Source organism: Treponema sp. OMZ 790 (assembly GCF_024181285.1).
Taxonomy (GTDB): domain Bacteria; phylum Spirochaetota; class Spirochaetia; order Treponematales; family Treponemataceae; genus Treponema_B.
In genome coordinates this window covers 946,027-972,772 of record NZ_CP051201.1, presented here as the reverse complement: position 1 = coordinate 972,772, position 26,746 = coordinate 946,027, and the positions used below count along the sequence as shown (strand labels likewise).

The following is a 26,746-nucleotide window of genomic DNA, read 5'->3' as shown; positions in this document are numbered from 1 at the left end:
TAATAAATTTTAAAATTATCTATAAGGGTTTATATATTTAGCCGGGTAATTCTTTTAATGCGTTATTACAAGAGTTGTTAACACCATGGGAACAGCACCTGTATTTTCAAGACTGTGAAGTTGATTATCCTCGGTAATTACTACATCGCCGGGACCGACTTCCTGCTTTTCACCCATATCCGTAACAAGACCTTTGCCTTCGTGGATAATGTAGATTTCGGTTTCACCTGTATGCACGTGCTCTCCTATACTTGCTCCAACCGGAACAGTCATTTCGGAAAACATACGGCAGTTTTTGACCGATCTGACACTTAAAAATTCTATTACGCTTATCTCACCGTTACCGCCGCGGAGATTGGGTTTAACTTTTTTCGGCACTTCATTTTTGTTTATTATCATAAAATCACCTCAAATGTTTTTATTTCAATGAAGAATTATACCACAGGAATGAAGTGCCGTCAATCAAAAATCTTATTTCAAAAGTTTTTCGATATCTTTTTTTAAGTCTTCAGGAGCAACAGTCGGTGCATAAGCTGTGACTTTTTCTCCCGTTTTATCGACTAAGAATTTGGCAAAATTCCATTTGATGTCTTCACCGTTAGAAGCTTTTTTCAAAAAAGAAAAAAGAGGTTCGGTATTTTCACCGTTAACTTCAATCTTTGCCATTATGGGGAAAGAAACCCCGTACTTGCTTTGAGCAAAATTCCTTATTTCTTCGTTTGTTCCGGGGTCCTGCCCTCCGAACTGATTACATGGAAAGGCTGCAACAAGGAATTTCTTATCCTTGTATTCTTTGTACAATGCTTCCAAACCTTGGAAGTGAGGGGTAAGACCTCACTCGCAAGCCGTATTCACGACTAAAATGACATAATCTTTGTAGTCTTTAAAAGAAAAGTCATTCCCAAAACTGTCTTTAACAGTATAATCATAAATTCCCATTAGATTTCTCCTTAAAAATTAGCTTTATATAAATAGAAATTTAATAAGAGTTTTAAGAAAAATCAAATTTTTTTAAAAGAATTCCATCGATTTTTTCTACTAGACATCGGCCTAAATAAATGCTATCATCACGGGTTCTATGATGAAAAAAAACGATAATTATGCCATTTTAGGAGTTTCGCCTGAGGCTTCACCGGCCGAGATAAAGACGGCTTTTAGAAAAAAAGCTAAGCTTCACCATCCGGACTTAACTCAAAATAAGACAAAAGAAGAAAAGGAAAAATCCGAATCGGCTATGAGGCTTCTTTTAAATGCCTATCAAAGTCTTTTAAAAGAAAAAACGGCGGGCGAAAACCCTTTTGATTATTTCGATTTTTTTTCAAAAAAAAATGCGGCGGAAAGCTTCGACTACAGGCTTTGGCTTTTAAAAAAAACGGATTACGAAAGCCGGGCTAAACTCATCTTTTTTGATCTTTTCCACGGATTGGAACAGTCTGCCGTAGAAGAATACAATAAAAGAAGAAGCGAGGCAGGAGGCTTTTATCTTTCAAAGTATTTTAATAAAGAAGATTTTATGGACTGCGGCTTTGTCCTTGCAGAAGAACTTTATTTCCGCGGAGAATATTATGAGTCTTTTTTGCTTTTGGAAGAAATCTTTTACTTGGAAAAACAAAAGCCCTATTTTAAACATTTTTTTCCTGAGGTTACCGGCTTGATAAAATCCATAATAAGCGATAAACTGCATAGGTATACCGAAGACGAGCTTGCCTTAGACTGTTATGAAGCTGCTCTGGAATTAGGCTTTAAAAAGATAGATAGAGCTAACATTCTTAAACGTATGTCCGAAATATATTATAGGTTTGGGGACACATATAGAGCCTCTCAATGCTTAAATGAGGCAATACTGCTCAGCCCCAAATTAAGGGGCATTAAAATTATTCAAAATCAATTGGAGAATCGCTATGATTATAATTAAAACGGAAGAACAAATTAACGGTATCAGAAAGTCCTGTAAGGCTCTTGCCCGACTTTTTGAAGAATTAAAACCGGTAATAAAACCCGGTATGACTACAAAAGAACTTGATGATTTTTGTGTCAGCTATATAAAAAAAATCGGAGGTGTTCCTGCTTGGTATTCTGAAGGTTTTCCGGGGGCAGCATGTATTTCGATAAATGAAGAGGTTATTCACGGTCTTCCGGGAAAAAGAATAGTAAAAGACGGAGACCTTGTTTCGATGGATATAGGAATCGACCTTGGGGGCTACATAAGCGATGCCTGCGTAACCTACCCTGTCGGAAATGTTTCAAAGGAAAACCTAAAACTTTTGGAAGTTACCACTCAGTGTCTTTACGCAGGAATCGAAGCATGTAAGGCAGGCAAAAGAGTTTCCGATATTTCGAAGGCTGTCTTTAATCTGGCAAGTTCCCATAATTACGGGGTTGTTTATGACTATTGCGGACACGGAGTAGGCCTCGGCGTGCACGAAGACCCGAGCATTCCGAACGTACCCGAAAGAATGAGGCCGAATCCACGGCTGAGGGCAGGAATGGTCGTTGCAATAGAGCCCATGATTAACATGGGAACAGCCGATGTCGAGGTAAAAAAAGACGGATGGACTGTCGTAACAGCCGATAGGTCAGTTTCATGCCACATGGAGCATACCGTTGCAATCTTTGAAGACCACACAGAAATTTTGTCGCAGTTATAACAATTATAGTTAAGGAATTTTTTTATGAATTCGATTATTTCATGGAATGTAAACGGCATCAGGGCCGTAGAAAAAAAAGGCTTTTTGGATTGGCTTAATACCGAAAATCCCGATGTACTTTGCGTGCAGGAAACAAAAGCAGCGAAGCCTCAACTCAGCAAGGAGCTTACGGAACCTGAGCTCCCGAACGGAAGATATTTTGCCTATTGGGCTTCAGCAAAGAAGGCAGGCTATTCGGGAACTGCCGTATTTACAAAAAAAGAACCCTTGCAGGTAAGAACAATGGGTTTAAAAGAATTCGACGATGAAGGAAGGGTCTTGGTAGCCGACTTTGACAAGATTTCTATTATTTCGGCTTATTTTCCCAACTCGCAAGACGGAGGAGCCCGCCTAGGCTACAAGCTGGACTTTTGCGCAGCCATTCTCGAATTCTGCGATTCCATTCAAAAAAAAGGAAACAACGTAATCCTTTGCGGGGACTACAACATAGCCCATAAGCCGATAGACCTAGCAAATCCTAAGAGCAACGAAAAAAATCCCGGCTATCTTCCTGAAGAAAGGGCTTGGATGGATGAGTTTACCTCATCAGGCTATACCGATACTTTTAGGCACTTTTGCCAAGAACCAGAAAAATACACATGGTGGAGCTACCGCTTTAGAGCCAGAGAAAAAAACATCGGGTGGCGGCTTGATTATCACTGCGTAAATGATTCTTTTTTACCTAAAATAAAGGATTCTATCATATTGGACGGAGTAATGGGCTCAGATCACTGCCCCGTCAAGTTAATCTACTAAACTAAAGGCGATTTATTGGAAAAAGATTTGAAAAATCTATTGACATAATTTAGAAAAACTGATAATATCGCCTGTGTTACGCCGTTGTAGCTCAGTCGGTAGAGCAAAGGACTGAAAATCCTTGTGTCGACAGTTCGATTCTGTCCGACGGCACTTAAAGGGATATAAGATTATCTTATATCCCTTTTTTTATTGAAAATAATCATAAAATACCGTCTTTTTTAACATATTTTGAATAAAAAATTTAAGTTTTTTTTAAATATACCCGATAATATAAATAACGGTCGGATTTACAGACGGCATCATTTTGACATCCGGATGCCGTTTTTTTTAACCGATAAAATGATACGTTTTGAATCTTATTTCAAGGACGTTTAATTTAGAGATTGGCAAAACTGCCAATCTCTTTTTTTTTTACTCAAGTTTCTGAGTTTCATGGGAGACCTTGCCTTTTTTATGTGTAAATGTTATAATAAAAATATGGAAATTTATCATAAGGAGTATGCAAATGGCTTATAAAATTTCTAACGAATGCACGAACTGTGCCGCGTGCGAAAGTGAATGCCCCGTAAACGCTATCAGCGAAGCCGGCGGCAAACACGTAATTGATGCTGATACCTGTATCAGCTGTGGTGCTTGCGCAGGCGTTTGCCCTGTTGAAGCAATCTCAGAGGAATAATCCGCCTTAAATTTTAAGGAGAATTAACCTCAATCACGAGTCTGGAGGGCTTTATGAATATTGGAAAAATCATCAAGGGATACGGGGCCGTTCTTTTCGGTCTGTTGACCTTTTCGGCAATAGCCGGAGTGTGTATACTCGCAGGTATCGCGGTAGCCTATCCTTTGTGGAAGCTGGCTGTTACAAATACGGGTCTGTACACGATAATTTCCATAAGCCTGTTTGTATGCGGAATTTTTTACCTTTTAATAAAATCGGTAATTAAGGCATACAAAAAAAGCCCTCGCGGACTCATCATTTCCATCTTAAAAAAAATAACCGTAATAGGAGGACTCCTATTATGCATAGGTTTGGTTTTAACTTTCAATAAGATACCGGCACTAATTGTGCTTGTTTTGATTTTTGTAATTTACGGTTTTTTGGCATTCGGTATTGATCAAACAAAAAATAACGGTAATGAAGGTCTTTAAATTTCTTGTTTTTTCCTTTTTTTTATCGGCATCCTTCATGTATGCCCAAATCCCCTACCCTCACATAGAAAAATTAAATATTGATGACCATATTTTTGTTCAATACAGTGATGATGTAGCCGATGCCCGTAAAGCCTTGGCCGCAGCCAAAACCGGAAATGAACTCCCGCTCAGATTTTACACTTATAAGGCAACCGGTGAAGACACCATAATAAAAATTGCGGCCCGCTGCTCCATTCCTTATGATGCAATAGTTACATTAAACAGAATTGAATCTGTTCAAACCGATATTTCGGGACAGAATCTTATTCTTCCTACAATGCCGGCTGTTTACCTTCCCGGAAAATCCATTTCAAGTATCGAAAAACTTACCGAAGCTTTTTTTAAAAAAAGTAAACTTGAACCTGTAAAAATAAAAATATACGGAATGGAGGGAAAAAGAGATATCTTTTGTTTTCCGGGAGAAATTTTTGACGGAACAATAAGAGCTTTTTTCTTTATGCCATTTTATAGGTTTCCTCTTAAAGAAGCTGTTCTTACTTCAGGCTTCGGCAAAAGACAGGATCCGTTTACGGGTAAAACCGGCTACCATCCGGGAATAGACCTTGCAGCCCCCACAGGGAGCCCTGTCATGGCATGTGCTGCAGGCAGAATAAAAGAAATCTCTTATAGCAATGTTTACGGAAACTACATCATTTTAGCCCACACCGATGGAAGAATAAGTCTTTACGGTCATTTGAGTAAGGTTTATGTGACCTTGAATGAAACCGTAAAATCGGGTAAAATCATAGGAGCCGTAGGATCTACCGGAATGTCAACGGGCCCTCATCTTCATTTTGAAATACATGAGCAAGGTATACCAAAAAATCCTGCCAATTTTGTAAACAAAAATAAATAGGAATTTTTTATGAAAGAAACTAAACTCTTAACATCCGAATATAAAGACGAATTCGACAAGCTTGCACCTCACCCCATCCAATCATGGATTTGGGGCGACTTTAAGGAAAGCATGGGAGCAGCGGCTGAAAGAATAGGTTTTTTTGAAGACGGAAAACTAAAAAGCGGAATTCAGATTATTTTTTCTAAAATACCCAAGACTAATTATACGGTCGGCATAGCTTCAAAAACCGTAATGCCTGATTTTGAATGCCTTGAAGCCTTAAAAAAAGCTGGGAAAAAACATAATGCGGTTTTTATAAAAATAGAACCGGATATCTTTAAACCCGTATCCGAAACTGAGTCTTCAACCGAAACGTCCCTTTTACCCGGAAATTTTTTTGAAGAAAAAATAAATTTTTTGTTAAAAAACGGAGCAAAAATCGGAAAACCTTTTTTTGAAAAATATAATTTTCTTTTAAATATCGAAAAAACCGAAGACGAACTTTTAGCCTCTTTTCATTCCAAAACAAGGTACAATATCCGTCTTGCCGAAAAAAAAGGAGTAAGTGTAATCGACAAAAGCACCGAAGAAGGCATGGAAGACTATATAAGGCTGATGGAAGAAACCACAAAAAGACAGGGATTTTTTAATCACAACGGAAAATATTTTAGGCAAATGTTTAAAATATTTCCGAAAGAAAGTCTAAGAATATTTGAAGCCGTTTATGGAGAAGAAGTTTTAACCGCATGGATACTCTTTAAATTTAACGGGAAACTTTATTACCCCTATGGAGCCTCAGGAAACAGCCATCGGGAATTGATGCCGAATAATCTAATAATGTGGGAAGCAATTAAATACGGAAAAAACTTAAATTGCTCTCTTTTTGACCTTTGGGGCTGCTTAGGTCCAAATCCCGATACAGAGAATTCATGGTACGGCTTTCATAAATTTAAGGCAGGATATAAGCCTCAATTGGTGGAATACATAGGAACATTCGACCTTGTTTATAAACCGTTCATGTACAAACTCTTTAACATTGCAGATAAAATCAGATGGATTATTTTAAAAAATAAGCGAAGATAGCTTTAAGTTTTTTGATTCTCCGCCGATAAATAAATATCGGCGGATGGTTCCCCTCCCACCCACCGTCCGCCGACAGCCTGATGGGCGGGCCGGTTTTTTAAACCGGCTCTTTTTTTATATCTTGAAACAAAATTCCAAACCCCCTTGTAAAAAACTTAAATTTATGTTCTTATATAAAGTATGAATAAGCTTAACAAGATAATATACCTATATCTTATTTTGATTTTTTTGGTTTTAGCCGGAGGAGCTTTCGCTCTCGGAAAAATGCTGGCACTTACAAAAAACATAAAACAAAGCGAATTATTTGTTGACTTCAATCCTGCCCTCCCGTCAAGAATATTGGACATAAGGGGCGATCTTATAACCGAATTTTCTTTGGATGAAAAAAGAGAGCTCATCAACTACAGAGACATTTCACCTAACCTGATTGCAGCTCTTTTAGCCCGTGAAGACCGCCTCTTTTACGAGCACAAAGGTTTTAGAATAAAATCAATAATCAGGGCCGTAATAGGACAGCTTACCGGAAGGTCTTTAGGAGGCGGAAGTACAATCACTCAGCAGATTGCAGGACTTCTATATTGTGACAGAACAGATAAAAGAGTTGGAAGAAAGATAAAAGAACTTTGGTGGGCTATCCAAATGGAAAGGCGGCACTCAAAAGATGAAATTATGATGCTCTACCTAAATGAAGCTTATTTTGGAGGGGGCACAAACGGAGTAAGTGCGGCTTCGCGCTTTTATTTCGGCCGTTCCGCAGCAGAAGTTACGCCGGCAGAAGCGGCTATCTTGATCATACAGCTTTCAAATCCGACAAGATACAATCCTTTCAATTATCCGAACAGGGCAAAAGAAAGACAGGAAAATGTTCTTCAAAATATGGTCAATCTGGGCTTTATCACCAAAGAAGAAGCAAGAGAATCCTTTGAAGATTACTGGGCGAATTTTGACTATACCAGAATTGCCTTATCGGCATGGTTTACACGGGAAGACAAAGCAGCGTGGTTTTCCGAATATGTAAGACGAGAAGTTGCAGACAATATGTTATACGGTACAATGAACCTATATAAAGACGGGTACACGGTACACACAACCTGCGATTTACGGCATCAGGAAATTGCCGATAAGGAATTCCAAAAATATATTACTACGGCAAACGATAGAGTTTCCGCTTCAACCTCGGCTTCATTCAGTCAAGCGGAGCACTACAGCAATCTGACTTCCCTTTTAAGCCTTTGTTTCGGAATAGAATCGTTAAGCCTCGGAGAAAAGCAGCTCAAGGTAAAGACCAATTCTTATTACCGAAAAAAATTAAACGACACAATAGATGTGCTCGCTTTAATGTGCGGTATAGACAACCTGAAAACTCTTACAAAACAATCTACAGCTAAGACACAGGAAGTTTTAAAAGAAAGAGTTGTAGAAGGAACCTTTATTTCGATAGAAAATGAAACGGGTTATATAACAGCAATCATAGGGGGAAGCAAATACAGCGAGACCAACCAGCTTATCAGAGCAACCCAGTCAAAACTTCAGGTAGGAAGTACAATAAAACCTTTGATATACTCGGCTGCTATTGACGAAAAAATAATTACCGCAGCCACAAGACTTGATGACACTCCTCAAGTTTTTGAATCGGCAGACGGAGTACAATATATTCCTAACAACTACAGCGGTAAATGGAACGGAACCGTTCTTGTATATAAGGCCTTACCCCTCTCTTTAAATATTCCGGCAATTAAAACTTTGGAACTTGTAGGTTTTGACAGAGCTATAGACCGTATCGCAAGCCTCATGGGCATTACCGACCCTGCGGAAATAGATAAAACCTTTGAAAAAGTATATCCCTTAGCCCTCGGAATAAGTGCCGTAACTCCTGTTCAGCTTTTAAGAGCCTTTGCAGTATTCGGAAATCAAGGAAGGGCTGTAGACCCGATAGCCGTAAGAGCAATAGAAGACAGGGATGGAGTTACGATAATGGATCCGGAATTGGATTTAAGAATCGAACAAAGAAAACGCGGAGCTGCAATGCAGGTTATAAGCCCCAGCAATGCCTTTATTATGACGGAAATTCTTAAAAAGACTCTTACCTTGGGAACCCTTTACGGAGCTTCTTCCGGCGGTAAAAAATTCGATTATAAAAACGAAAAAACGGGAAAGATATTTAGAATGCCGATGGCCGCAAAATCGGGAACAACCCAAAACTGGGCAGACTCATGGACGGCTATATATTCTCCGTACTACTCGGCAGTTGTTTGGTACGGTTTTGACCGCGGAAGTTATTCGCTTGGAACCGATAATGCAGGAGCCGCACTATCAGGATATGTTGCAGCTAACTTTATGAGGGAAGTCCATAAAAATAAACCTTTTAAAGATTTCGTACGGCCTGAAAAAGGCGTTATAATGGTTGATGTATGTAAAAAATCCGGAATGCTGCCATCGGAGAACTGCACCGATGAAACCATCACACTACCCTTCCTTTATGGAACTCAGCCTTCTGAAGTTTGTACCGAACATACGACAGGTATAAAGCTTAGGGATATGGGTATAGACAGAATCAAGGGATCGGGAATGGCCCAAGGTGAAGAAGAAATTAAGGTAGACATAGAACCTATAGAAATAGATCCTTCAATTTTTATAGATCCTCCGGCAGACGGAGCTCCGGCAAACGGAGAAAAAATAAATGAAAACGAAGATACATCGAATGCTGCCAATGACGATAACCAAAATACCGATGAAACGGAAAATCCTTGGATATAATATTTAATAGGAAATAAAATTTAGTTTTTATCTCCTATTGACTTTTTTTTGATTATCTGATAAAATCCTTTTCAGTTGCGGCGGTGGTGGAATGGTAGACACGTCAGCTTGAGGTGCTGATGCCTTAACGGGTGTGCTGGTTCAAGTCCAGTTCGCCGCAAAAGAACTCAAAGTTTTGAGTTCTTTTTTTTTGCATAATCGTTTTTAAACACAAAAAAGCCCTTATAAGAAATAATCTTATAAGGGCTTTATGCTAAGCTTTATACACTTTGTGTTAAAGGCTTATTTAAAAAGCTCGTATATTTCTTTGCGGTAAAGCTGATTTATTTTATGGCGCATCATCTCGCCCTTTGCTGACAACTCCTTTCCTGCCTGAAATTCTTCAGGAATAAGAACAATCTTATTTATTCTTTCAAAAAGTTTAAATCCTGTTTTTGAATTAACAAGCTCGGCGACTTCAGCCTCATACATTTTTTGAACATTCGGATCACATACAAGTTCCGAGACAGGAACATTACGCAGACCGTTATTCGCAGCCCATGATTGGAGATTTTCTTTGTTGACTACAATCAATGCTCCCAAACCTCTCTGATCTTGACCTAAAACAACGGCAATCGAAATTAAAGGAGACTCTTGCAGTTTTACTTCAATGGGCACAGGCTCAATATTCTCTCCGCCGCGCAAAACTATAGTATTTTTTCGCCTTCCTTTAAGAATTAATTCCCCGTCAATTGTCTTCATTGCAAGGTCGCCTGTATCAAACCATCCGTCCTTATCTATGACTTCTGCAGTTCTTTCCGGATCCTTATAATAGCCCTTTGTTACGGCATCACCTCTGACAAGAAGCAATCCTTTTCTGTTATGAGGCAATTCCTTGCCATTTTTATCTATAATTTTGGATTCAAAACATGCAAGGGGTTTACCCAGCGTACCGAAAACCGGCTTAGGCATGGGACGGACACAAATTACGGGAGCCGTTTCGGTAATACCGTAACCTTCCATAACGCTTATGCGTATTGCCCAAAAAAATTCGTCAACATTGGGAGGCAATGCACCTCCGCCTGAAACACCTGCTCTAAAACATTTACCGAACTTTTTGCGGATTGTGCGGTAAATAAGTAGGTCTCCTATATAATAAAGAGGGGCTATGCACAAAAGAGGGAGAAGGGCCAATACCGGATATATAAACTTACTTCTTTTTTGAAAATGAGGACACTGACCTGTTACTCTGCGCTTTAACCTCATTGTCTTTATTCCTACATCAATAAAGAATAGGAAAAGATAATAAAGCGGGCGGCCCCTTTTTTTCATTGCCTTAAATATACCGTCATAAACGGCCTCCCATATTCGAGGAACAGAGGGAAAAAGAGACGGATTTATCTTTATCATATCGGCTAAAAGAACACTTCCTATAGGCTTTGAATAAGCAATAGTACCGCCTGAAATCATTATAACATACTCACAGGCTCTTTCAAATGAGTGCCAGACAGGAAGAACACATATAGCTTTTTGACCGGGTTTAAGGATAATCCTATCGGGAAGCTCAACAAGCTGCGTCATAAAATTCCTATGAGTCATTGTAACACCCTTAGGATTTCCGGTTGTTCCAGAAGTGAAAATTATAGATGCCAAATCATCGGTATCAACGTTTTCGGCATATTCTTCAGGTTTGAATTTGCCTTCGATTCTTGCACTCTTTCCTAATTCGATGATGTCTGCATAGGTATAAAATCTGATCTTTCTTTCTTGAATTTTATATTCTTCAATAAGCTTTTTAAAATCTGCACTCTCAATACCGATAATCGATTCCAATAGAGGAATTTCGGCTATATTGTTCAAAACTTTTTTGACCTGAGCCTCGTTTTCCAAAACGGCAAATTTACATTCCGAAAAGGAAAGAATGTGAGTTATCTCTTGTTCGGTTGCATCACAGCCTCGCGGAACATCTGCAGCTCCTATGCTCATAATTCCAAAACTTGCATGAAGCCATTCTTTACGGTTATCGGCTATAAGACCTATATGGTCCTTAGGTTTAGCTCCAATCGAAAGCAATCCGGCAGCAAAATCGAGAGTTGCCTCATAAAGTTCTTTATAAGAAAGGCTTCGGAATTCCTTATCCTCTCCCTTAAACATTTGCGCCCTTATATCGGGATATTTTTCAGAAATCCGTTTTAACAACAACGGTAATGATTTATCAAGAGTTTTCATAACTAAATGCTATCATAAATATAAGAATATATCAATATATAAATGAAAAATATAAGCATTAATACAAAAAAATCTTGCTCTTACCTATTGACTTTTATAGAGAAAATTGATATTCTCATAAGGTTTAAGAAAAAGACTTTATGCCGTTTTCTTACCCGTCAGATTTACGAAAATATCGAGGAGACACAAACAATGAAACACAAAAGGAATATATTTTCGGCTATTCTAATATTGCTTATTTTAACATCATGTAAACAAGGCTTTTTTAAAAAAGTCAGAATAAAAGCCTCCCCGCAAATAAAGATTAATCTGGGAACAAGTCGGATAAATGTTGACGATTTTATCACGAAAAAATCGGTCGAAACCGCACTAAAAGGAAACGTAGAAGAACTTGATTCCATTAAAGTATATGAATATGGAGATGAAGCCAATACTTTACATTATTTGGTACATTACCCTATTACCGGAACAGAAGTCGACATGCGTAACTATGTTGATAAAATCAAAAATTTTGCACCGGGCACTATCGAAAAAAATATTGACAACATTGAAATAAACATTCCTGAAATTAACATTGGAAGAAGTAAAAAATTGACCGGAGTGGAAATTCCAGATAACATCAGCGGAAACGATATTCCGCTGTCGGCACAGCCGATAGAAATTCCTATTCAAAATTTCCAGGAACTATCATTTACGGCAGGAAGTTTTAAAGAAGCCAAAATTGCAGAAGGAAAACTAAATATTTCAGTATCAGGAGCTAATTTACCAAATACAATAAACATTGATTATACCGGGATAGAAGTGAGAAGTAATGGTATTAATTTTAAAAATTTTACAAACAAGACTAATTCGAATGTGGAAGGAGAACTGGGCTTAAAAGGTTTAATACTAAAACCAAGTGATCCTATAACTATTGCAGGAAAGATAAAAATAACAGGAACAATACCTGCCGGTTACCAAGGAAGCGGAGACTTAACTTTAAACATTGCAAGTGCTATAAATACATTTGAAGAGATTACGATTGAAAAAGATCTGAATCTTGATTACACGGTTACACAACCAATCAGCACAGATTTAAAAAATCTTGTAGACTGGATAGAATTTAACAGCATTTCGGCAGATATCGAACTTACAAATAACTTACCAAAAGGAAATGATATAAATATTACTATTGAATCACCACCGATAGGTAATGGCTCTCACACCTTTGTAACTACCGATCAAAATAATACAGAAACATATAATATGATTAAAAAAGATAATTATAAATTGGAACTCGGCGGGTTAACTCAATTAGACTTTACAGCGAATCTGGGTTTTCCGGAATCTCATACTTCGGCAAATCCTAAAATCTTAAAATTACAAAATATAAAAAATAAACATACATATTCTTTAGGCGGAAAGATTACCGTAAACTTTGACTGGAACAAGGCTTGTATAAAACCTGCACAGCCTAATAACACCATCAAAAGTAAAATCCCGAAAAATCCTATGATCTTAAATATATTTAAGGACAATGAGTATTTAGATAATATCGATCCAAAACCTGCAGCCGCTTATATTTATCTTAATTCAAACATTATTAAAATGGAAGATAAACCTACGCTTAACACAAACATAGAACTTTTATATAAGCCGAAAAATGAAACAAATTTTTCACATATAGATATAATTCAAAACCAGAGCCGAGAGGTATCCTTTGTAGAAGCAAGACCCGATTTTTCGGAAGTATCTGCATACAAAACAAACTTTTCAAAGGCAAGCTTGTTTAATACCGATATCGATATAAAAAATATTTTTGCAAAAAAGGCAGCCGAAATGCAGTTTGATGTTAATTCAAGTTTAGAAAAACTCATTGTTTCAAAAAAAGCATTAGAAAAAAACAACGGAAGAGCGCAATTTAATATCGACATTGTTTTTGATATTAAAGCTGATGCAACTTTAAACCGTGCCATAACAAAAAAAATTATATCGATTAAAGATATATTTTCACGCAAAGAAGCAAATAAAAATATTGATGATATTATCAATAAAACAAAAGAACTGGAACTTGTAATAAAATATAACAATCAATTAGGTATTAACCTTAAAGCAGAGATTTTAAATCCCGATTGGAAAGAAAACGGCATACATCAATTCCAAAAAAACATCTTATTAAAAGATGGAGAAAATGAAATCAAAATAAAAATACCTCAAAACGAATTACAAGAAATTCAAAAAAGAATACCGTTTCCCATTGAAGTAAATATTAAATTTGATAATGCATCAAATCAAAGACTCAAAAAAAACGGAGCTTTAAACTTTTCGGCTTACACAGTTACGAATATGGATATAATCCATGAATTTTAAGAGGTAAGTTAAATGAAAAAATATATTTTTATATTCACTGTAATTTCACTTATATTTCTAAACATATATTCCGAAGATACGGAAACTTCATCAGATTATTTAACCGAACAAACAGAGACAATGCTCAACGAAATTAGAATAAGAAACGGAATAGATTATTTTACCGATTCTTTTGAAAACGAAGAGAATGAAACCGAAGAAGATATTAAAGAAGAAGAACCTGAATCTACCGAAACATTAATCGAAAATGAAGATAAAACGATAGAAACCGAAAAACCGCCCAAAGAACCTTTTTTAAAAACCGGCAGACAGTCATTCGCTTTAGGCATCGAATTTAAAGCCGGAGCTTCAAATTCATATTTTAGATTTAAAGATTTATTTAAAAAAACGCTTGAAATAGATTTATCGCAAATGTCAAATACGCTGCCCAAAGCGGGTTTCGGAATATCGACTGCTGCCGATGCAAACATATATTTAAACATTTATATAAAATCGAAAATTGAATTCGGTATATTTGTAAAAGCGGAAGCCTATACTTTTTCAAATATACCAAAAAATATAATCGATCTTGCGGCAAAAGGGAATCTTTCATCGAACAATTTTAAAGGAAAAATCTTAGGCAATTCACAAACATTTGCATCAACAGGTATTTTTTACGGCATGAGTTTTAACTCATTTAAATTCAGACTCAGCACTTCTTATTTTGTACCCGGCTTTTATATGGAATCCGATATCGGTGACTATGAATTTTTAACGGATTCGATAACCGGCCGATTAGTTTTAAAAGGCAAATTAAAACTTAATATGTATTCTCATATTCCCATATTTGGAAACCCCAAGTCAAAATTAGATATAAAAGATATTTTATCGAAGGGAGGCGTAGATTTTAGTTTTTACGGTACCTATAAATTTAATGAACTCGCAAATATAAATTTTAATCTTATAAATATTCCGCTTTTTCCGGCACATTTAAATAAAGGATTTTCAAAAACATTCGAAGGAGATTTTAAAATAGAATCTATAATTCAATATCTGAATAATTTTATAACACCCGACAAGGCCTCAAAAATAAAACCTCCCGGCGGATCTTTTACAGAAACTCCGATAGTATACGATTTACCGGAAAAAAAGATATTCCGGCCTTTAAAACTTTCAGTAAGTTCGGATATAAGACCTTTTTCTAACGATTATTTGATTATTACGCCGAGCATAGGCTGTCATTGTTTTAGGCCCTTTTATGTAGATGCAGGTCTTAAAATCGAAAGCCGATTTTTAAAGGTATTGGGAACTTACCTTTCAATGAATTATGAAGATAGGGTATGGAAAAACGGGGCAGGTTTTTTTTTGGAAACAAGAATTTTCAGAGTTGAAACAGCTGTTTCTTTGACATCGCCTTCATTTACGGAAAGCTTTAAAGCTGCCGGTGCTGAAGCAGCAGTAAAACTGGTATTCGGATATTAAAAGATAAAGGCAGTCTAAAAGACTGCTTTTTTTGCAAAAAAAAAGAACTTCGTTTTTAAAAACGAAGTTCTTTATCGGGCAACCCGGATTTGAACCGGGGACCCCAAGTCCCCCAGACTTGTACGCTAACCAACTGCGCTATTGCCCGTAACGGTGAATATAATATAGCAAAATACAAAAAATGTCAATAGGTTTTGATTATAAAAACAGAATGCCGAACAGGGCTCCGGCTGCAACCAAAACTACCGGATGAAGCTTTTTAAAAAAAACACTTACAAAAAATAGAAGCCAAAAAAAAGCAAACTGTTTTATATGCACAATGTCGAGTATTTTTCCGCTTGTTCTAAAGACAGATAAATTTAAAACCGAAATATTTATTACCTGCCAACAGGCAACGGCAATCATACCGACAGCTCCGGCTCTTAAGCCGTAAAAACTTTTTTTTACCAAAGGCTTTTCTTGGAAAGCTGAGGCAAAGCGGGCTATCAAAACTATAACTATCAGTGAAGGAAGAACAATTCCGGTAGTCAAAACTATACTTCCCAAAACTCCGTAAAGTTCATAGCCTATATAGGTTGCCATATTGATCCCCATCGGACCGGGAGTTGATTCTGAAATGGCAACCATTGCAAAAAAATCTTCGGAACTTATAAGCCCTCTGGTAATCAACTCTTGCTGCATCAAAGTAATAGCCACAAGGCCGCCGCCTATGGTACAAAGCCCTATGTACATAAACAAAAAAAACAAACCAATCAGGCTCATTAGGATTTTTCTCCTCCGCTCGATTTTAAAAGCTGCCGCGATTTGAAGGTTTGAAAAAGCCAACCAAAAAAAGCCGAGCCTATTACTATCCATATTCCCTGCACATTAAAAATAAACATAAGCGCAAATGAAAAGGCTGCTATTAAAAATGTGCAAAGATCAAAAACCGTCTTTTTTCCGAATGCAAAAACTGCTTTTACCAATAAAACGGAAACTGCAACATTTATTCCCTTTAAAGCTTTTTGAACCCAGACTAATTCGTTAAAATTTGAAACAAAGGCGGCTATGAGCGTAATTATTATAAGAGAAGGACAAACAACCCCTGAGGTAGAAAAAACTGAACCTATCAGCCCTCCTCTTTTATATCCGACAAAGGTTGCAACATTTACCGCTATAATTCCCGGTGTGCTCTGACCTATTGCAAAGTAATCCAAAATCTCAGCCTCTGTTACCCAGCCCTTGGAATCAACCAAATCTCTTTTTAATATGGGCAGCATGGCTAGCCCTCCGCCGAAGGTTACAAGACCTATCTTAAAAAAACTTGCAAAAAGAGAAAAATAATTTTTAAAACGATTTGTTTTATTCATTTTTAAAGCTTCATCAAAAGAAATTTAAATTAGTCCTCAAGAACATTTTTTGAATCGAACCAAATCTTTTCAAGGCTGTAAAAATTACGGGCAGTTTCGCTCATAAGGTGAACAACAATACCGCCCAAATCTATAAGCCGCCACTCATCGCCGTCGGGAGACTTACGCTTGGTATGATATTCTTCCAAGTTGTGCTCAGGCAAAAATTCGTACACTCTTTTTTCCAAACCGCCTGAATGAGCGGCACTTGTTACGGTACAAATTACAAAAAAATCGGTCCAAATGTTTTTATCCCGCAAATCCAAGACAACAACATCTTCACCCTTAAAATCGTGCAATAATTTTCCAAGCTCCAAGGCCGGAGCATAAAAGTCAAAATTTTCTATCATTAGTTTTTATCCTTATCATTTTCATCATCATTATCTTTTTTGTCATCTTTTTTCTCGACAACAAAAAAACCGTTAAAATCCGAACCCAAAATCAGGGTAAAGTCAACATTGGTTTCGCTTCCGTAGTCTCCTTCAGCAGGAAGCTGCGTAGTTTGAATATTGTTACATCGTATAACCTTTGCAACAATTTTAGCTACGGAAGGGTTTCCGATTCTGTCTATCAAAACAGTTTCGGCTACAGGATTTTCTGAGTTGCCTATGCTGACAACGTCATAGGCAAAGCTTTGATAAAGCTCGGAGGTGCTCTTTGCAAGCCCTTGTACATTTGTTCCGTTTAAAATTTCTAAGGCGTAAACGCGTTCAAGAGCAGAAGAATCATCGGATGCCAAAACGGCAATTGTCTGGCGGATAATTTCTTTTATCTGCTGCCCCTCACGGAACGGAGTCAAAAGACGCTTGTCTTCGATAATGCGGACAGCACCGGTAAGTCTTTGCGGCACCAAGCGCTCAGAATCCATCTTGCTTATAGATTCAATTAAATTTTTTAAGTCGGAACCTGAAACATTCGATCTAAAATTATTGCTTAAAACCGAAAACCTCTCCTTAGAAAAAATCTCGGGCGAATTATCGCTTATTGCTCTAAAAAGAGCAAGAACGGCCTTTTGCTTTCTTGCAGCTGCTTCTCCTTCCGTATCCAATTCATCCTCATAAACAAGAAAATCCCGTATCTTATCGCCGTCAAGAGAAACGGATCCTGAAGGCAAAAGAACCCGCTTATTATCAAGTTCTATATCCACAGGCGAAGGGATAAAAACTGAAAGCCCGCCAAGCATGTCTGTCAGCATAGAAAAATTATCAAGATTGCATGTCAGATAAAAAGGCACGGAAATGCCTGCAAGTTTTTCGATTTCGGTTTTAAAACTCGATATACCTTTTTCTGTATATACGGCTCCGATAGCATCTGTGCGGTTTAAGGATTGAATAATCAAACCGATATTTGCAGGTACATCGAACATGGCAGCCCTCTTCGTTTCAGGATAATAGGCCAGTATACTTATCGAAATTGGAACTCCCTTGTCCTCAACCACCAAAAGAACTTTTAAAATTTTATCGGAAGAAAGATAATCCTGAACGGTATCTCTTTGCATTTTTAAAAGCACTACAACAAAGGAGGTAATTAAAACGATAAGAATTACTAAGAGGAATATAATATTTTTTCCGGTATCCATAAGTTTTATTTTCATTTTTTAAGCTCCTTTTGTATTTGTTCATACATTTTTTTTGTTTCGGGATGAACTCTAGCGCTCTTTTTTTCGATAAAGCTGAGGTTCCAATTCAAGACAGCAAGCATCAACTCATTAAGAGAAGAAGACTTTACCATCTCCCTAAAGTTTTCGGTATTAGGACGGCCCGGCTCTATCTTATCGGCTATGTAAACAATCTTTCCCAAGGCATCTATTCCTTCGTAGCCGAAGGTATGAAAGGCAGCAGCCTTTAGGACTGACTTGTCATTGATGCCGAATTTTTTTTGCAAAACAACGGCAGCTGCTCTTCCGTGCAAAAGATTTAAGCGGGTCTTTTCAATATCATCAATTCCGAGATTATCGGATTCTACAAGTTTTACAAGCTCTTCATCCGAGCACTTTTTACAGATGTCATGGGCAAGCCCGGTAAAATAAGCAAGAGCCGGCGGTACGCCTTCGGTTTTATACTCTTCTGCAAGATGACGGGCATATTCTGCGACGCGCACCGAATGAGCATATCGGGATTCATTTAAAACACTTTTTGCAAAGCTGTCTATTTCCCGTATTTTTGCTTGTATATCGGCGGCATTGATTAATTTAGAAATGCTGCTTTTAATATCAGAAACAGGTATTTCTTTTTTCTTATAAAGGCCGTGCTTGATAATATAGTCGTAAACGGGTTTTGGAACAAGAGAAGAAAAATCTTCATTTTTTAAAACCGCATCTCTTATTTGAGTCGACGAAATATTTAAAATTTCGTTATTTAATTCTTTGATAGAAGCCTTTTCAGGCTCGATATCCGAGAGATTAAAAGAACCGTTAACCCCTGTTCTTTTACCGATAATTATGTCGGTCTTTTTTATAATTTCCTCCGCATCCTTCCAGCGGAAAAAATTTTCTTTTAAATCGTCCCCGATAATAAGACCTATTTTTCCTTCGATGTCGGGAAATTTTTGATAGAGATAGCCGATTGTATCTATTGTGTAAGAAACACCCTTGCGTTCAATCTCATAGAGCTCACAGTACATGTAGGGCTTATCTGCAATGGCAAGGTCTATCATCTTGAGCCTGTCCTCAACCTGCGTATCATTACAAAAAATTTTAAAGGGAGAAATATAGGCCGGAACAATAGCAATCTTATCATAGGCTAATTCTTTATGAGAGTAAAAAGCTAAATTTAAGTGTCCCAGATGAATGGGATTAAAAGAACCGCCTAAGATTGCCAATCTCATTTTTTAGGTTTCCTTTTGCGGCTTAGGCTGACTGTTGCTCCGAAGTGTTCATCATCGTTTTGTTCTTCATAAGAAATGTCATCAAGTTCCACCGTCATAAAATTTTGATTTTGCGCGTAGGGGTCAAGAGTTTCTTTTTGCGGTTTTGATTTTTGCATTTCATCGGCCAATCGAATAAAGGCCTGTTTTACCTCAGATAAGCCCCATTCATTGTAAAGCGAGATACCCAAAATTTCCTGATCGGGAATTGCATTTTTAAGCTCCGCCAATCTTTCTTTTGTATCGGGTAAATCCAATTTTGTCGCAATTATTATCCTTTTCTTTTGAGCCAATTCTTTTGAATAGTTTTCCAATTCTTTACAAAGAATATCGTATGCCTTCAAATAATTGTCATCTGAAAGGTCGATTAAAAAGGCAAGACCTGCCGAGCGGGATATGTGCTTTAAAAATCTTATACCGAGGCCAATACCTTCAGAAGCCCCTTCGAGGATTCCCGGTATATCGGCAATGATAACATCCCTTTCTTCATCCACACGCAAAACTCCAAGATTCGGAATTTTGGTGGTAAAGGGATAGGGAGCGATTTTGGGCCTTGCATTTGTAAAATAATCGAGAAGAGATGATTTACCGGCATTAGGGAAGCCTACCAAGCCTATATCGGCTATTATGTTAAGCTCTACGATTATTTCCCTCGTTTCCCCTTCTTGTCCGGGAAGAGCCGTTTTAGGGGCTTGATTGGTGGAGGTCTTAAAATGACAGTTTCCCCAGCCGCCGTTTCCGCCCTTGAGAAAAACAAAGCGGCCTTCTTCCGCATCGCCGAAGTCCAAGATAGTTTTTCCCGTCTCAGGGTCTTTTATAACGCAGCCGGGAGGAAGAGGAATTATGCAGTCATCACCTTTTTTACCGAAACGCTGAGAGCCTTCGCCGCCTCCGCCGTTTTTTGCCTTGTAGACACGCTTATGCCGCAAATGAACCAGAGTCCTCATGTTACGGCGTATTTCAAATATGAGGTCGCCGCCGCGTCCTCCGTCACCTCCCGACGGTCCTCCCATGGGAACATATTTTTCCCGTCTGAAGGCAATACAGCCGTTGCCGCCCTTTCCTGAGGAAACCCTTATTTTAGATTCATCTGCAAATTTTACCATAATCGATTCTTTTTTCCTACAAAAAAAGCCGGCAAAAACCGGCTTTCAAATTTATACATTTTAAGCTCGAAGAGCAAAGTTATTTTGCTTCGATTGAGGCGAGTTTTCTACCCTTTCTTTCATGATAGGTAACTACACCGTCAGTTTTTGCAAATAATGTATAGTCTTTTCCGCAGCCTACATTGTTACCCGGATGAATTGAAGTACCTCTCTGGCGAACCAAAATTGAACCGGCTGATACTTCTTGTCCGCCGTAAACTTTAACACCCAAATATTTAGGATTGGAATCTCTTCCGTTTTTTGCACCGCTGCCGCCCTTTTTACGTGCCATAATAATCCTCCAAAAAAATTATCAAAATCTTTAAGCTATCTGTAAATCCAAACAATCAGGATATTCTGCCTCGATGGCCATTAAACCTATTGTTAAAAATTTCAGTAAATACTGCAATTCGGGTCTATCGTCATCCGAAAAAGCTGTTACCTTTGCCGAAAGATAGCCCGGATTGTCTGCCCTAATCTCGGCCTTTAAGCTTGAACTCTCTTTTTGCGCCGAGCTCAAACTTAAAACTGCCGTTTTAAGCAAAATAGTAACGGCGGCACAAACTATGTTGCCGCCTTTTTCCGGCTTTCCTTCAGTATCAGAAATTGCATGGCCTGATGATTCAAAGGCCGAAAAACAGTTTTCAGCATTTGAAAAAAGCCGAATTTTTACCACTTTTCTTACCCGATAATATCGTCAACAGTAATGCAGGTATGAGCCTGTCTATGACCTTGGGTTCTGTGGTAGTTTTTCTTAGCCTTGTGCTTGTAAACAATAATCTTTCTTTCTCGGAAAGAATCGCCTACTGTAGCAGAAACCTTGGCTCCGCTTACATAGGGAGTTCCTACAGTAACCTTATCGCCATCGCTGATCAAAAGAACGGTGTCGATGTCGATTTTGCTTCCGCTTTCTGCAGATAGCTTATCAACTACGAGTTTTGCGCCCTTTTCAGCCTTATACTGTTTGCCTTTATACTCAATAAGTGCGTACATCTTTATACCTCATAAAAAAAATCTTTTGCCGGCATATTAACGGGTTTATACCAAACAAATTTAAACACTAGGGTCGAAGTATAGCAAAAAACCGTATAAAATGTCAATAGGCTTGAGAAATAATTCATATTAAAGAATAATCATACATAACTTCGGACCGGTTATTCCTTATCAGCTTCTTTTCTAGAACTCGGCCGGTAGATTTTTCGCACGTAATCTTATAAATTTCCGACATGCAAAAATATTTATCGTTTTCGTTCACAAAACGGCGATTTTCCTCTAAAAGCCGATAGCTATAAGCAATATCCGTAACACTTCTTAACTCTGCAAAAAGATGCTCATTTTCGCACCAAGTCAGTAATTGAAAAGTTTGCTCCGTGTTATTTTTACATCTAAAATCAATGTAGTTATAATCTACGGAAGTTCCGGAGCTCAATATTTTATGCTCACCTTCCTCCGGTGCTAATGAATCGGAATGAAAATGAACTTCAATGACATCCAGCGGACTATGTAAAATCAGCTGATGAATTGTGTTCGCAAGATTGCAAAGCCCGCCCCCTACTCCGGCAATCAATTTATTGTTTACTATAATTCTTCCTTCTTTAAAACCGTTTCGTTTTGAAGGTTTTCCCAGTATATGCCAAAAAGAAAAAACCTCACCGGGATTTATCAATAATCCGTTAATTTTGTTTGCCGAAATATCGATATTCAAGGCCTTATTTTGCTGTAAAACGGGATCAATGTCTTTTCCGCGTTTAATCAGGCTTGAACTATACCGGAATATCCTTACGGGAAGCCTATCAATAGACTTATCCTTCGCAAAGGATGTTTTTGAAAGCGAATTCGTTAAATGCCGTTTGAGTCTTTCTTTTAGAACCGAAATTTTATAAAAAAACGGATTTATTTCGCAAAAAAGCCTTCGTTTTTTTGCCGTTTTGATCTCTATATTCCCAATTCTATTATTATATTTTCCGGCAAATTTATATAAAAACAAAATAAGCTTTTCAACATATCGCGTAAATCCAATCCATTTTTCGGATTTTAGCCTTATAAACTGCACCAAAATACTCGGAATGTTACTTTTATTTGCACCCAAGATATCCTTAAAAATCTGATCGCCAATAACTATTGTTTCATTATTTTTTGTATCAAGTATCTGCAAAGCCTTATAAAAAGGAGAGGTATCGGGTTTAGAGGCTTCACAAATATAAGGACAACCAATATCCCTCGCAAATTTTTCAACCCTTTCTTTAGAATTATCCGAAAGCAAAATTAGTTTAAAGCCTATTTTTTTTAAAGTAGAAAATAAGGTTTTAACTTCATTGGGCGCATCATCGCCGTGATGGACAAGGGTGTTATCAATATCGAATATAAGGGCTTTATAGCCCAACCGAAAAAGTTTTTCGTAATCTATACAAAAGACATTTTTTGTATATGCGTGAGAAAAAAAATTCTTTAACATTTTATTCTTCTTTACCAAGATAGGAACACAGTCTTTCAATCTGTTGAGAAAAACCTGAACCGAATTTGTTCTCAAAAAAAGCATTACCTATAGTAAATCCCCAAGGAGAATATTTTATCACTTCATTGAGTTTCTCAAAGTCATCGATACTGCCTGCAACACAAATATTCGTTTTTATTTTTTGTAATACATTTTTGATAAGCTCATGAGAAGTATTTTTGTGCCGATATCCAAGAAAATTTACCCCATAAACACCACTGTCAATATATTTATTTGATTCTTCGATAATAGAATCGGAAGTTCCTTCCAAGATTGATGGACGATTATATACCCTTCCTATGTAAGGCATATATTTTATATTATTTTTTTTACAAATTTCATTTATGGAATCATAATATTTTGTTCCGATTAAAATATCGCACTCACAGGCTGCCGCTTTTTTTGCGGATTCCAAACCTTCCTCTTCAGAATAAGTAACCGATTCAAGAACAGCGTTTTTACCGTACTGATGAAAAAAGGAAAACAGGCGTTTTATCTCTGATTCAGGCAAAGGAGCTTCTTTTATTCCCCAATATTTAACGCCCAAATGCTTACACTCACTAAACAGATCATAAGCATTATTGACCGTAAAGTCATTTCTTGTAAGCATTACTATCAGATTGGGAGCCGATTTTTTATTTTTCATCTTAGCCGATTATTACACAAAGCCTTCGGGGTGTTTGTTATACCAAGCCCAGCCGTCTTTGCACATTTCTTCAAGGTTGTATTTTGCCTTCCAGTTGAGTTCCTTGTGGGCCTTGTCGGGATTTGCACAAGAGCGTGGAACATCTCCGGCACGGCGTGCAACCGGTTTTACGGGAAGATCGATACCGGAAGCTTTTTTAAAGGCGTTCACTATATCCAAAACAGAATAGCCGATTCCTGTTCCAAGGTTATATACGTCAAAGCCCTTAAAGCCTGAATCTAATTTCTCTAGGGCTGCGGTATGTCCTGATGCGAGGTCCAAAATGTGGATGTAGTCACGGATACAGGTTCCGTCAGGGGTGTCATAATCGTTTCCAAAGACGTTTAGATGAGGCAGTTTTCCCAAGGCAACTTGAGCAATATAAGGAAAAAGGTTATTCGGAATACCTGAAGGAAGCTCCCCTATGTCGGCACTCTTATGGGCACCTATGGGATTAAAATAACGCAAGGCAATTATGCTTAAATCCTTATCGGAAAAGGCCGTATCCTGTAAAATTTCTTCCGAAATCAGTTTGGTTCTTCCATAAGGATTTGTTGCCGAAATGGGAGAATTTTCGGGGATGGGTACAAGCTTTGCATCGCCGTAAACCGTGGCCGAAGAGCTGAATATAAACTTCTTGACCTTGTGTTCCTGCATGGCGGATAAAAGATTGACGAGGCCTGAAATATTGTTCTCGTAGTATTTTAAGGGTTTTTCGACGGATTCTCCTACAGCCTTATAAGCGGCAAGATGAATTACCGCATCGACAGAGGTATCTTTAAAAAAATTAAAGAGTTTTTCCTTGTCCTTTATGTCAATTTGTACAAGCTCCAGCTTTTTAGAGCATATTTTTTCCAATACCGGAATTATTTTGGGAGAAGAATTAGAAAAATTATCCAAAATAACAGGCTCATAGCCTTTTTCGCATAAATCCGTAACGATGTGGGAACCTATAAAACCGGCTCCTCCTGTAACTAATACTCTTTTAATCAAAATCAACCTCTAAAAATTAAACTTACATACTCAAGCACAAAAAAAGCCTCTAAAACTTTCATTTTTAGAGGCTCATAAAAAATTAAACCTTATTTTCCTGACCAAACTCCGTGAAGATTACAGAATTCGTAAGCTTCAATTACCTTATCATCGGCTGTAAGGGCAAATTCAACTTCGGGAGCACCGGTAACAGGCAATTCCTTAAACTGAAGCCCTTTTTCAGTCTTGAGACATATCCAAGCAATATGGTGTTCTTCAGTCATAGGGTGTGCAACAGAGCCTACTTTAACTTTTACGGTGTTTCCGTTTACTTCGATTACAGGCACATGCTTTTCTTTTGCAGCATCAACACTTCCGATTTTTACTGCTGAAAGTTTTTCTCCACAGCATGAAACTTCAGCATCCGGGCAGCAATCAAGCCCTATAATGGTTCCCTTTTGCTCTTTACATAAAAAAAAGCTTATTTCTTTGTTCATTGTCATACTCCTAAAATTTATAAATTCACAGAATAAAATCTGCAACATATATAATATAACAAAAAAGGGGCTTGACGTAAAGTGAAAAATAATATATTATCTCACTATCTTAATGAATTTTAAGGGCAATTAGCTCAGTTGGTTAGAGTACAAGCATGACACGCTTGGGGTCACTGGTTCGATTCCGGTATTGCCCATTTTGTAAGTTTATAACTGATATAGACTTACATGTTTTCAAACCGTAAGAAAACTTCACTTCTTTTCCTCTTTTTGATGGACTGTCGCATAAATTTTGAAAGATTATCAGTTATTCCGTATCTTTAGGCCGATTATTGACTGTTTAATCATCTGTAATTTCAACAATATCACAACCTCTCCATTGTCCAAAACAATTGAAAGCTTGCTCCTCTTGCATTATTTTGTCTGCATCTTTTAAAATAAACCTTACAATAATATATTTTTCTTTATAAATACATATATTCTCAATTGTATATTGCTGCTCTCCATAATATTTATTATGTTTTTCAAAAGCTATATCTAAAATATTATTTATAAAATTATTTTCATATTTTTTCCCCAAAAAAAACAAAGCAATACATAATAAAAAGACTATCAAAATCACGATTTCTTTTTTGCAAAAAGTTATTTTCATTAAAAAACTTCACCTCCTTTATTTTAATATATCTTATTTATAGATAAATGATATAGCCTATTGAAAAATATATACTTGCAAAATGATAAAAAGTTTATAAAAAGCCTTAAAAAACTTAACTCCGCATATTTAGACCGATTATTACCGGAACTATTTGCAAGGCAAAGGCTATAAAAAAAGCAATCCATATTTTTATTATAATTTGTGATTTTCGAATAGGTTTTTGGAATTTAATCAGATCTTCCGATTCTTCCGTTAAATCCAAATTAGAAAACTCCAGAAAAGCTTTTTGATATAAATATTCATCAGATCCATACCATCTAAACGACCCACGAGGAGGCATACCTGTACCAAATTTGATAAAGCCTTCCAGCAAAGCATCACAAACATCTTTGTGCTTGCCTGTCAAAGTAAGACGGCCAATAATTTCTTGTACATTCGAATAGGTTTTATATTCGCACACCACAAGATAAATCAAAAAAAACACACCGAAAAGCCAAATAATAATCGGCATAAAAACAAAATCCAAATAATAAGAATTTACAAGAGCCGCTATCTCAAAAAATATAACTGTTGTTATTAACCCAATATTTAAAAAGCAGGAATCAAGTGAAATAATATATTTTTTAATACCATTGATCATCAAAAATAGAGAAACACAAAAATCAACAATTAAAAAAATAATTAAAAATATCAATATGTTTGAACTCCTTTGTTG

General features: G+C 37.2%; 28 protein-coding genes and 4 tRNA genes. 13 read left to right on the top strand and 19 right to left on the bottom strand.

Annotated features, from left to right (window positions below; translation table 11 throughout):
- Nucleotides 1-54: 54 nt before the first annotated feature.
- Nucleotides 55-399, bottom strand: a complete 345-nt coding sequence (locus E4O01_RS04685) for a cupin domain-containing protein (RefSeq protein ID WP_253694671.1) — start codon at nt 397-399, stop codon at nt 55-57.
- 72 nt (nt 400-471) lie between these two features.
- Nucleotides 472-939, bottom strand: coding sequence for a glutathione peroxidase (locus E4O01_RS04680; protein ID WP_253694670.1), 468 nt, complete (start codon nt 937-939; stop codon nt 472-474).
- A gap of 139 nt (nt 940-1,078) precedes the next feature.
- On the opposite strand from E4O01_RS04680, the gene E4O01_RS04675 reads away from it, so the two are divergent.
- The 10 genes from E4O01_RS04675 (at nt 1,079) to E4O01_RS04630 (ending at nt 9,472) form a co-directional block, all read left to right on the top strand.
- On the top strand, nt 1,079-1,915 hold the full coding sequence (locus tag E4O01_RS04675) for a DnaJ domain-containing protein (RefSeq protein ID WP_253694669.1): 837 nt from the start codon (nt 1,079-1,081) through the stop codon (nt 1,913-1,915).
- Nucleotides 1,902-2,648, top strand: coding sequence for a type I methionyl aminopeptidase (gene map, locus E4O01_RS04670; protein WP_253694668.1), 747 nt, complete (start codon nt 1,902-1,904; stop codon nt 2,646-2,648). The genes E4O01_RS04675 and map overlap by 14 nt, the downstream gene beginning before the upstream one ends.
- Nucleotides 2,649-2,672: 24 nt before the next feature.
- Entirely contained in the window at nt 2,673-3,443 is a 771-nt protein-coding gene (locus E4O01_RS04665) for an exodeoxyribonuclease III (RefSeq protein ID WP_253694667.1), read from the top strand.
- Nucleotides 3,444-3,523: 80 nt separating this feature from the next.
- Nucleotides 3,524-3,596 (top strand) — tRNA-Phe (locus tag E4O01_RS04660).
- 355 nt (nt 3,597-3,951) lie between these two features.
- Nucleotides 3,952-4,122 carry a DUF362 domain-containing protein gene (locus E4O01_RS04655; protein WP_002670897.1) on the top strand — a complete coding sequence of 57 codons (171 nt, stop codon included), beginning with the start codon at nt 3,952-3,954 and terminating at the stop codon, nt 4,120-4,122.
- A 53-nt stretch (nt 4,123-4,175) separates the two neighbouring features.
- Complete coding sequence (locus E4O01_RS04650; protein WP_253694666.1) at nt 4,176-4,592, top strand: hypothetical protein; 417 nt, start codon at nt 4,176-4,178, stop codon at nt 4,590-4,592.
- Nucleotides 4,579-5,490 (top strand): M23 family metallopeptidase, encoded by a 912-nt coding sequence (locus E4O01_RS04645; protein ID WP_253694665.1) that lies wholly within the window; start codon nt 4,579-4,581, stop codon nt 5,488-5,490. Before E4O01_RS04650 ends, E4O01_RS04645 begins: the two co-directional genes overlap by 14 nt.
- Before the next feature lie 9 nt (nt 5,491-5,499).
- Nucleotides 5,500-6,555 carry a lipid II:glycine glycyltransferase FemX gene (locus E4O01_RS04640; RefSeq protein WP_253694664.1) on the top strand — a complete coding sequence of 352 codons (1,056 nt, stop codon included), beginning with the start codon at nt 5,500-5,502 and terminating at the stop codon, nt 6,553-6,555.
- A 180-nt stretch (nt 6,556-6,735) separates the two neighbouring features.
- On the top strand, nt 6,736-9,312 hold the full coding sequence (locus tag E4O01_RS04635) for a penicillin-binding protein 1A (protein WP_253694663.1): 2,577 nt from the start codon (nt 6,736-6,738) through the stop codon (nt 9,310-9,312).
- 77 nt (nt 9,313-9,389) lie between these two features.
- A tRNA-Leu gene (locus E4O01_RS04630) sits at nt 9,390-9,472 on the top strand.
- Nucleotides 9,473-9,594: 122 nt separating this feature from the next.
- Here E4O01_RS04630 and E4O01_RS04625 read toward each other — a convergent pair.
- Nucleotides 9,595-11,520: an AMP-dependent synthetase/ligase gene (locus E4O01_RS04625; RefSeq protein WP_256484122.1), complete on the bottom strand. Its 1,926-nt coding sequence runs from the start codon at nt 11,518-11,520 to the stop codon at nt 9,595-9,597.
- Between the two features lie 192 nt (nt 11,521-11,712).
- On the opposite strand from E4O01_RS04625, the gene E4O01_RS04620 reads away from it, so the two are divergent.
- Together E4O01_RS04620 and E4O01_RS04615 are read left to right on the top strand one after the other, a co-directional pair.
- Nucleotides 11,713-13,869 carry a hypothetical protein gene (locus tag E4O01_RS04620; protein WP_253694662.1) on the top strand — a complete coding sequence of 719 codons (2,157 nt, stop codon included), beginning with the start codon at nt 11,713-11,715 and terminating at the stop codon, nt 13,867-13,869.
- A gap of 12 nt (nt 13,870-13,881) precedes the next feature.
- Entirely contained in the window at nt 13,882-15,330 is a 1,449-nt protein-coding gene (locus E4O01_RS04615; RefSeq protein ID WP_253694661.1) for a hypothetical protein, read from the top strand.
- Between the two features lie 74 nt (nt 15,331-15,404).
- Here E4O01_RS04615 and E4O01_RS04610 read toward each other — a convergent pair.
- From E4O01_RS04610 to E4O01_RS04545, 14 genes are all read right to left on the bottom strand, one after another.
- Nucleotides 15,405-15,478: transfer RNA gene (locus E4O01_RS04610), tRNA-Pro, on the bottom strand.
- Nucleotides 15,479-15,528: 50 nt separating this feature from the next.
- The gene (locus E4O01_RS04605) at nt 15,529-16,092 is read right to left on the bottom strand and encodes a chromate transporter (RefSeq protein WP_253694660.1); all 564 of its coding nucleotides are present in this window, start codon (nt 16,090-16,092) and stop codon (nt 15,529-15,531) included.
- Nucleotides 16,092-16,679 (bottom strand): chromate transporter, encoded by a 588-nt coding sequence (locus E4O01_RS04600; RefSeq protein ID WP_253694659.1) that lies wholly within the window; start codon nt 16,677-16,679, stop codon nt 16,092-16,094. The genes E4O01_RS04605 and E4O01_RS04600 overlap by 1 nt, the downstream gene beginning before the upstream one ends.
- A gap of 29 nt (nt 16,680-16,708) precedes the next feature.
- Complete coding sequence (gene rsfS / locus E4O01_RS04595) at nt 16,709-17,068, bottom strand: ribosome silencing factor (RefSeq protein ID WP_253694658.1); 360 nt, start codon at nt 17,066-17,068, stop codon at nt 16,709-16,711.
- Complete coding sequence (locus E4O01_RS04590; protein ID WP_253694657.1) at nt 17,068-18,312, bottom strand: LCP family protein; 1,245 nt, start codon at nt 18,310-18,312, stop codon at nt 17,068-17,070. Before E4O01_RS04590 ends, rsfS begins: the two co-directional genes overlap by 1 nt.
- Nucleotides 18,309-19,544 (bottom strand): nicotinate-nucleotide adenylyltransferase, encoded by a 1,236-nt coding sequence (locus tag E4O01_RS04585; RefSeq protein ID WP_253694656.1) that lies wholly within the window; start codon nt 19,542-19,544, stop codon nt 18,309-18,311. The genes E4O01_RS04590 and E4O01_RS04585 overlap by 4 nt, the downstream gene beginning before the upstream one ends.
- Nucleotides 19,541-20,689, bottom strand: a complete 1,149-nt coding sequence (obgE, locus tag E4O01_RS04580) for a GTPase ObgE (RefSeq protein ID WP_253694655.1) — start codon at nt 20,687-20,689, stop codon at nt 19,541-19,543. Before obgE ends, E4O01_RS04585 begins: the two co-directional genes overlap by 4 nt.
- A 79-nt stretch (nt 20,690-20,768) precedes the next feature.
- Nucleotides 20,769-21,020 (bottom strand): 50S ribosomal protein L27, encoded by a 252-nt coding sequence (gene rpmA, locus E4O01_RS04575; RefSeq protein WP_253694654.1) that lies wholly within the window; start codon nt 21,018-21,020, stop codon nt 20,769-20,771.
- A gap of 30 nt (nt 21,021-21,050) precedes the next feature.
- Nucleotides 21,051-21,404: a ribosomal-processing cysteine protease Prp gene (locus E4O01_RS04570; protein WP_253694653.1), complete on the bottom strand. Its 354-nt coding sequence runs from the start codon at nt 21,402-21,404 to the stop codon at nt 21,051-21,053.
- Nucleotides 21,405-21,409: 5 nt separating this feature from the next.
- Entirely contained in the window at nt 21,410-21,721 is a 312-nt protein-coding gene (gene rplU / locus E4O01_RS04565; RefSeq protein WP_253679404.1) for a 50S ribosomal protein L21, read from the bottom strand.
- 124 nt (nt 21,722-21,845) lie between these two features.
- The gene (locus E4O01_RS04560) at nt 21,846-23,183 is read right to left on the bottom strand and encodes an HAD-IIIA family hydrolase (protein WP_253694652.1); all 1,338 of its coding nucleotides are present in this window, start codon (nt 23,181-23,183) and stop codon (nt 21,846-21,848) included.
- Nucleotide 23,184: 1 nt separating this feature from the next.
- Nucleotides 23,185-23,868: a hypothetical protein gene (locus E4O01_RS04555; protein WP_253694651.1), complete on the bottom strand. Its 684-nt coding sequence runs from the start codon at nt 23,866-23,868 to the stop codon at nt 23,185-23,187.
- A gap of 12 nt (nt 23,869-23,880) precedes the next feature.
- The gene (gene galE / locus E4O01_RS04550) at nt 23,881-24,900 is read right to left on the bottom strand and encodes a UDP-glucose 4-epimerase GalE (protein WP_253694650.1); all 1,020 of its coding nucleotides are present in this window, start codon (nt 24,898-24,900) and stop codon (nt 23,881-23,883) included.
- A gap of 89 nt (nt 24,901-24,989) precedes the next feature.
- Nucleotides 24,990-25,376 (bottom strand): desulfoferrodoxin family protein, encoded by a 387-nt coding sequence (locus E4O01_RS04545; RefSeq protein WP_253694649.1) that lies wholly within the window; start codon nt 25,374-25,376, stop codon nt 24,990-24,992.
- Nucleotides 25,377-25,499: 123 nt separating this feature from the next.
- Between E4O01_RS04545 and E4O01_RS04540 the strand changes: the two genes are divergently transcribed.
- Nucleotides 25,500-25,573, top strand: a tRNA-Val gene (locus E4O01_RS04540).
- A 143-nt stretch (nt 25,574-25,716) separates the two neighbouring features.
- Here E4O01_RS04540 and E4O01_RS04535 read toward each other — a convergent pair.
- On the bottom strand, nt 25,717-26,028 hold the full coding sequence (locus E4O01_RS04535) for a hypothetical protein (protein WP_253694648.1): 312 nt from the start codon (nt 26,026-26,028) through the stop codon (nt 25,717-25,719).
- Between the two features lie 115 nt (nt 26,029-26,143).
- On the bottom strand, nt 26,144-26,671 hold the full coding sequence (locus tag E4O01_RS04530; protein ID WP_371819635.1) for a hypothetical protein: 528 nt from the start codon (nt 26,669-26,671) through the stop codon (nt 26,144-26,146).
- Nucleotides 26,672-26,746: the final 75 nt, after the last annotated feature.

Coding starts and splice junctions, on each gene's coding strand:
- E4O01_RS04655 (WP_002670897.1), top strand. CDS start 3,952: ATGGCTTATAAAATTTCTAACGAATGCACGAACTGTGCCGCGTGCGAA.
- E4O01_RS04605 (WP_253694660.1), bottom strand. CDS start 16,092: ATGAGCCTGATTGGTTTGTTTTTTTTGTTTATGTACATAGGGCTTTGT.
- E4O01_RS04600 (WP_253694659.1), bottom strand. CDS start 16,679: ATGAATAAAACAAATCGTTTTAAAAATTATTTTTCTCTTTTTGCAAGT.
- E4O01_RS04640 (WP_253694664.1), top strand. CDS start 5,500: ATGAAAGAAACTAAACTCTTAACATCCGAATATAAAGACGAATTCGAC.
- rplU (WP_253679404.1), bottom strand. CDS start 21,721: ATGTACGCACTTATTGAGTATAAAGGCAAACAGTATAAGGCTGAAAAG.
- E4O01_RS04620 (WP_253694662.1), top strand. CDS start 11,713: ATGAAACACAAAAGGAATATATTTTCGGCTATTCTAATATTGCTTATT.
- E4O01_RS04585 (WP_253694656.1), bottom strand. CDS start 19,544: ATGAGATTGGCAATCTTAGGCGGTTCTTTTAATCCCATTCATCTGGGA.
- E4O01_RS04665 (WP_253694667.1), top strand. CDS start 2,673: ATGAATTCGATTATTTCATGGAATGTAAACGGCATCAGGGCCGTAGAA.
- map (WP_253694668.1), top strand. CDS start 1,902: ATGATTATAATTAAAACGGAAGAACAAATTAACGGTATCAGAAAGTCC.
- obgE (WP_253694655.1), bottom strand. CDS start 20,689: ATGGTAAAATTTGCAGATGAATCTAAAATAAGGGTTTCCTCAGGAAAG.
- E4O01_RS04685 (WP_253694671.1), bottom strand. CDS start 399: ATGATAATAAACAAAAATGAAGTGCCGAAAAAAGTTAAACCCAATCTC.
- E4O01_RS04615 (WP_253694661.1), top strand. CDS start 13,882: ATGAAAAAATATATTTTTATATTCACTGTAATTTCACTTATATTTCTA.
- E4O01_RS04650 (WP_253694666.1), top strand. CDS start 4,176: ATGAATATTGGAAAAATCATCAAGGGATACGGGGCCGTTCTTTTCGGT.
- E4O01_RS04590 (WP_253694657.1), bottom strand. CDS start 18,312: ATGAAAATAAAACTTATGGATACCGGAAAAAATATTATATTCCTCTTA.
- E4O01_RS04635 (WP_253694663.1), top strand. CDS start 6,736: ATGAATAAGCTTAACAAGATAATATACCTATATCTTATTTTGATTTTT.
- E4O01_RS04530 (WP_371819635.1), bottom strand. CDS start 26,671: ATGATCAATGGTATTAAAAAATATATTATTTCACTTGATTCCTGCTTT.
- rsfS (WP_253694658.1), bottom strand. CDS start 17,068: ATGATAGAAAATTTTGACTTTTATGCTCCGGCCTTGGAGCTTGGAAAA.
- rpmA (WP_253694654.1), bottom strand. CDS start 21,020: ATGGCACGTAAAAAGGGCGGCAGCGGTGCAAAAAACGGAAGAGATTCC.
- E4O01_RS04675 (WP_253694669.1), top strand. CDS start 1,079: ATGATGAAAAAAAACGATAATTATGCCATTTTAGGAGTTTCGCCTGAG.
- E4O01_RS04560 (WP_253694652.1), bottom strand. CDS start 23,183: ATGTTAAAGAATTTTTTTTCTCACGCATATACAAAAAATGTCTTTTGT.
- E4O01_RS04545 (WP_253694649.1), bottom strand. CDS start 25,376: ATGAACAAAGAAATAAGCTTTTTTTTATGTAAAGAGCAAAAGGGAACC.
- E4O01_RS04625 (WP_256484122.1), bottom strand. CDS start 11,520: ATGAAAACTCTTGATAAATCATTACCGTTGTTGTTAAAACGGATTTCT.
- E4O01_RS04645 (WP_253694665.1), top strand. CDS start 4,579: ATGAAGGTCTTTAAATTTCTTGTTTTTTCCTTTTTTTTATCGGCATCC.
- E4O01_RS04535 (WP_253694648.1), bottom strand. CDS start 26,028: ATGAAAATAACTTTTTGCAAAAAAGAAATCGTGATTTTGATAGTCTTT.
- E4O01_RS04555 (WP_253694651.1), bottom strand. CDS start 23,868: ATGAAAAATAAAAAATCGGCTCCCAATCTGATAGTAATGCTTACAAGA.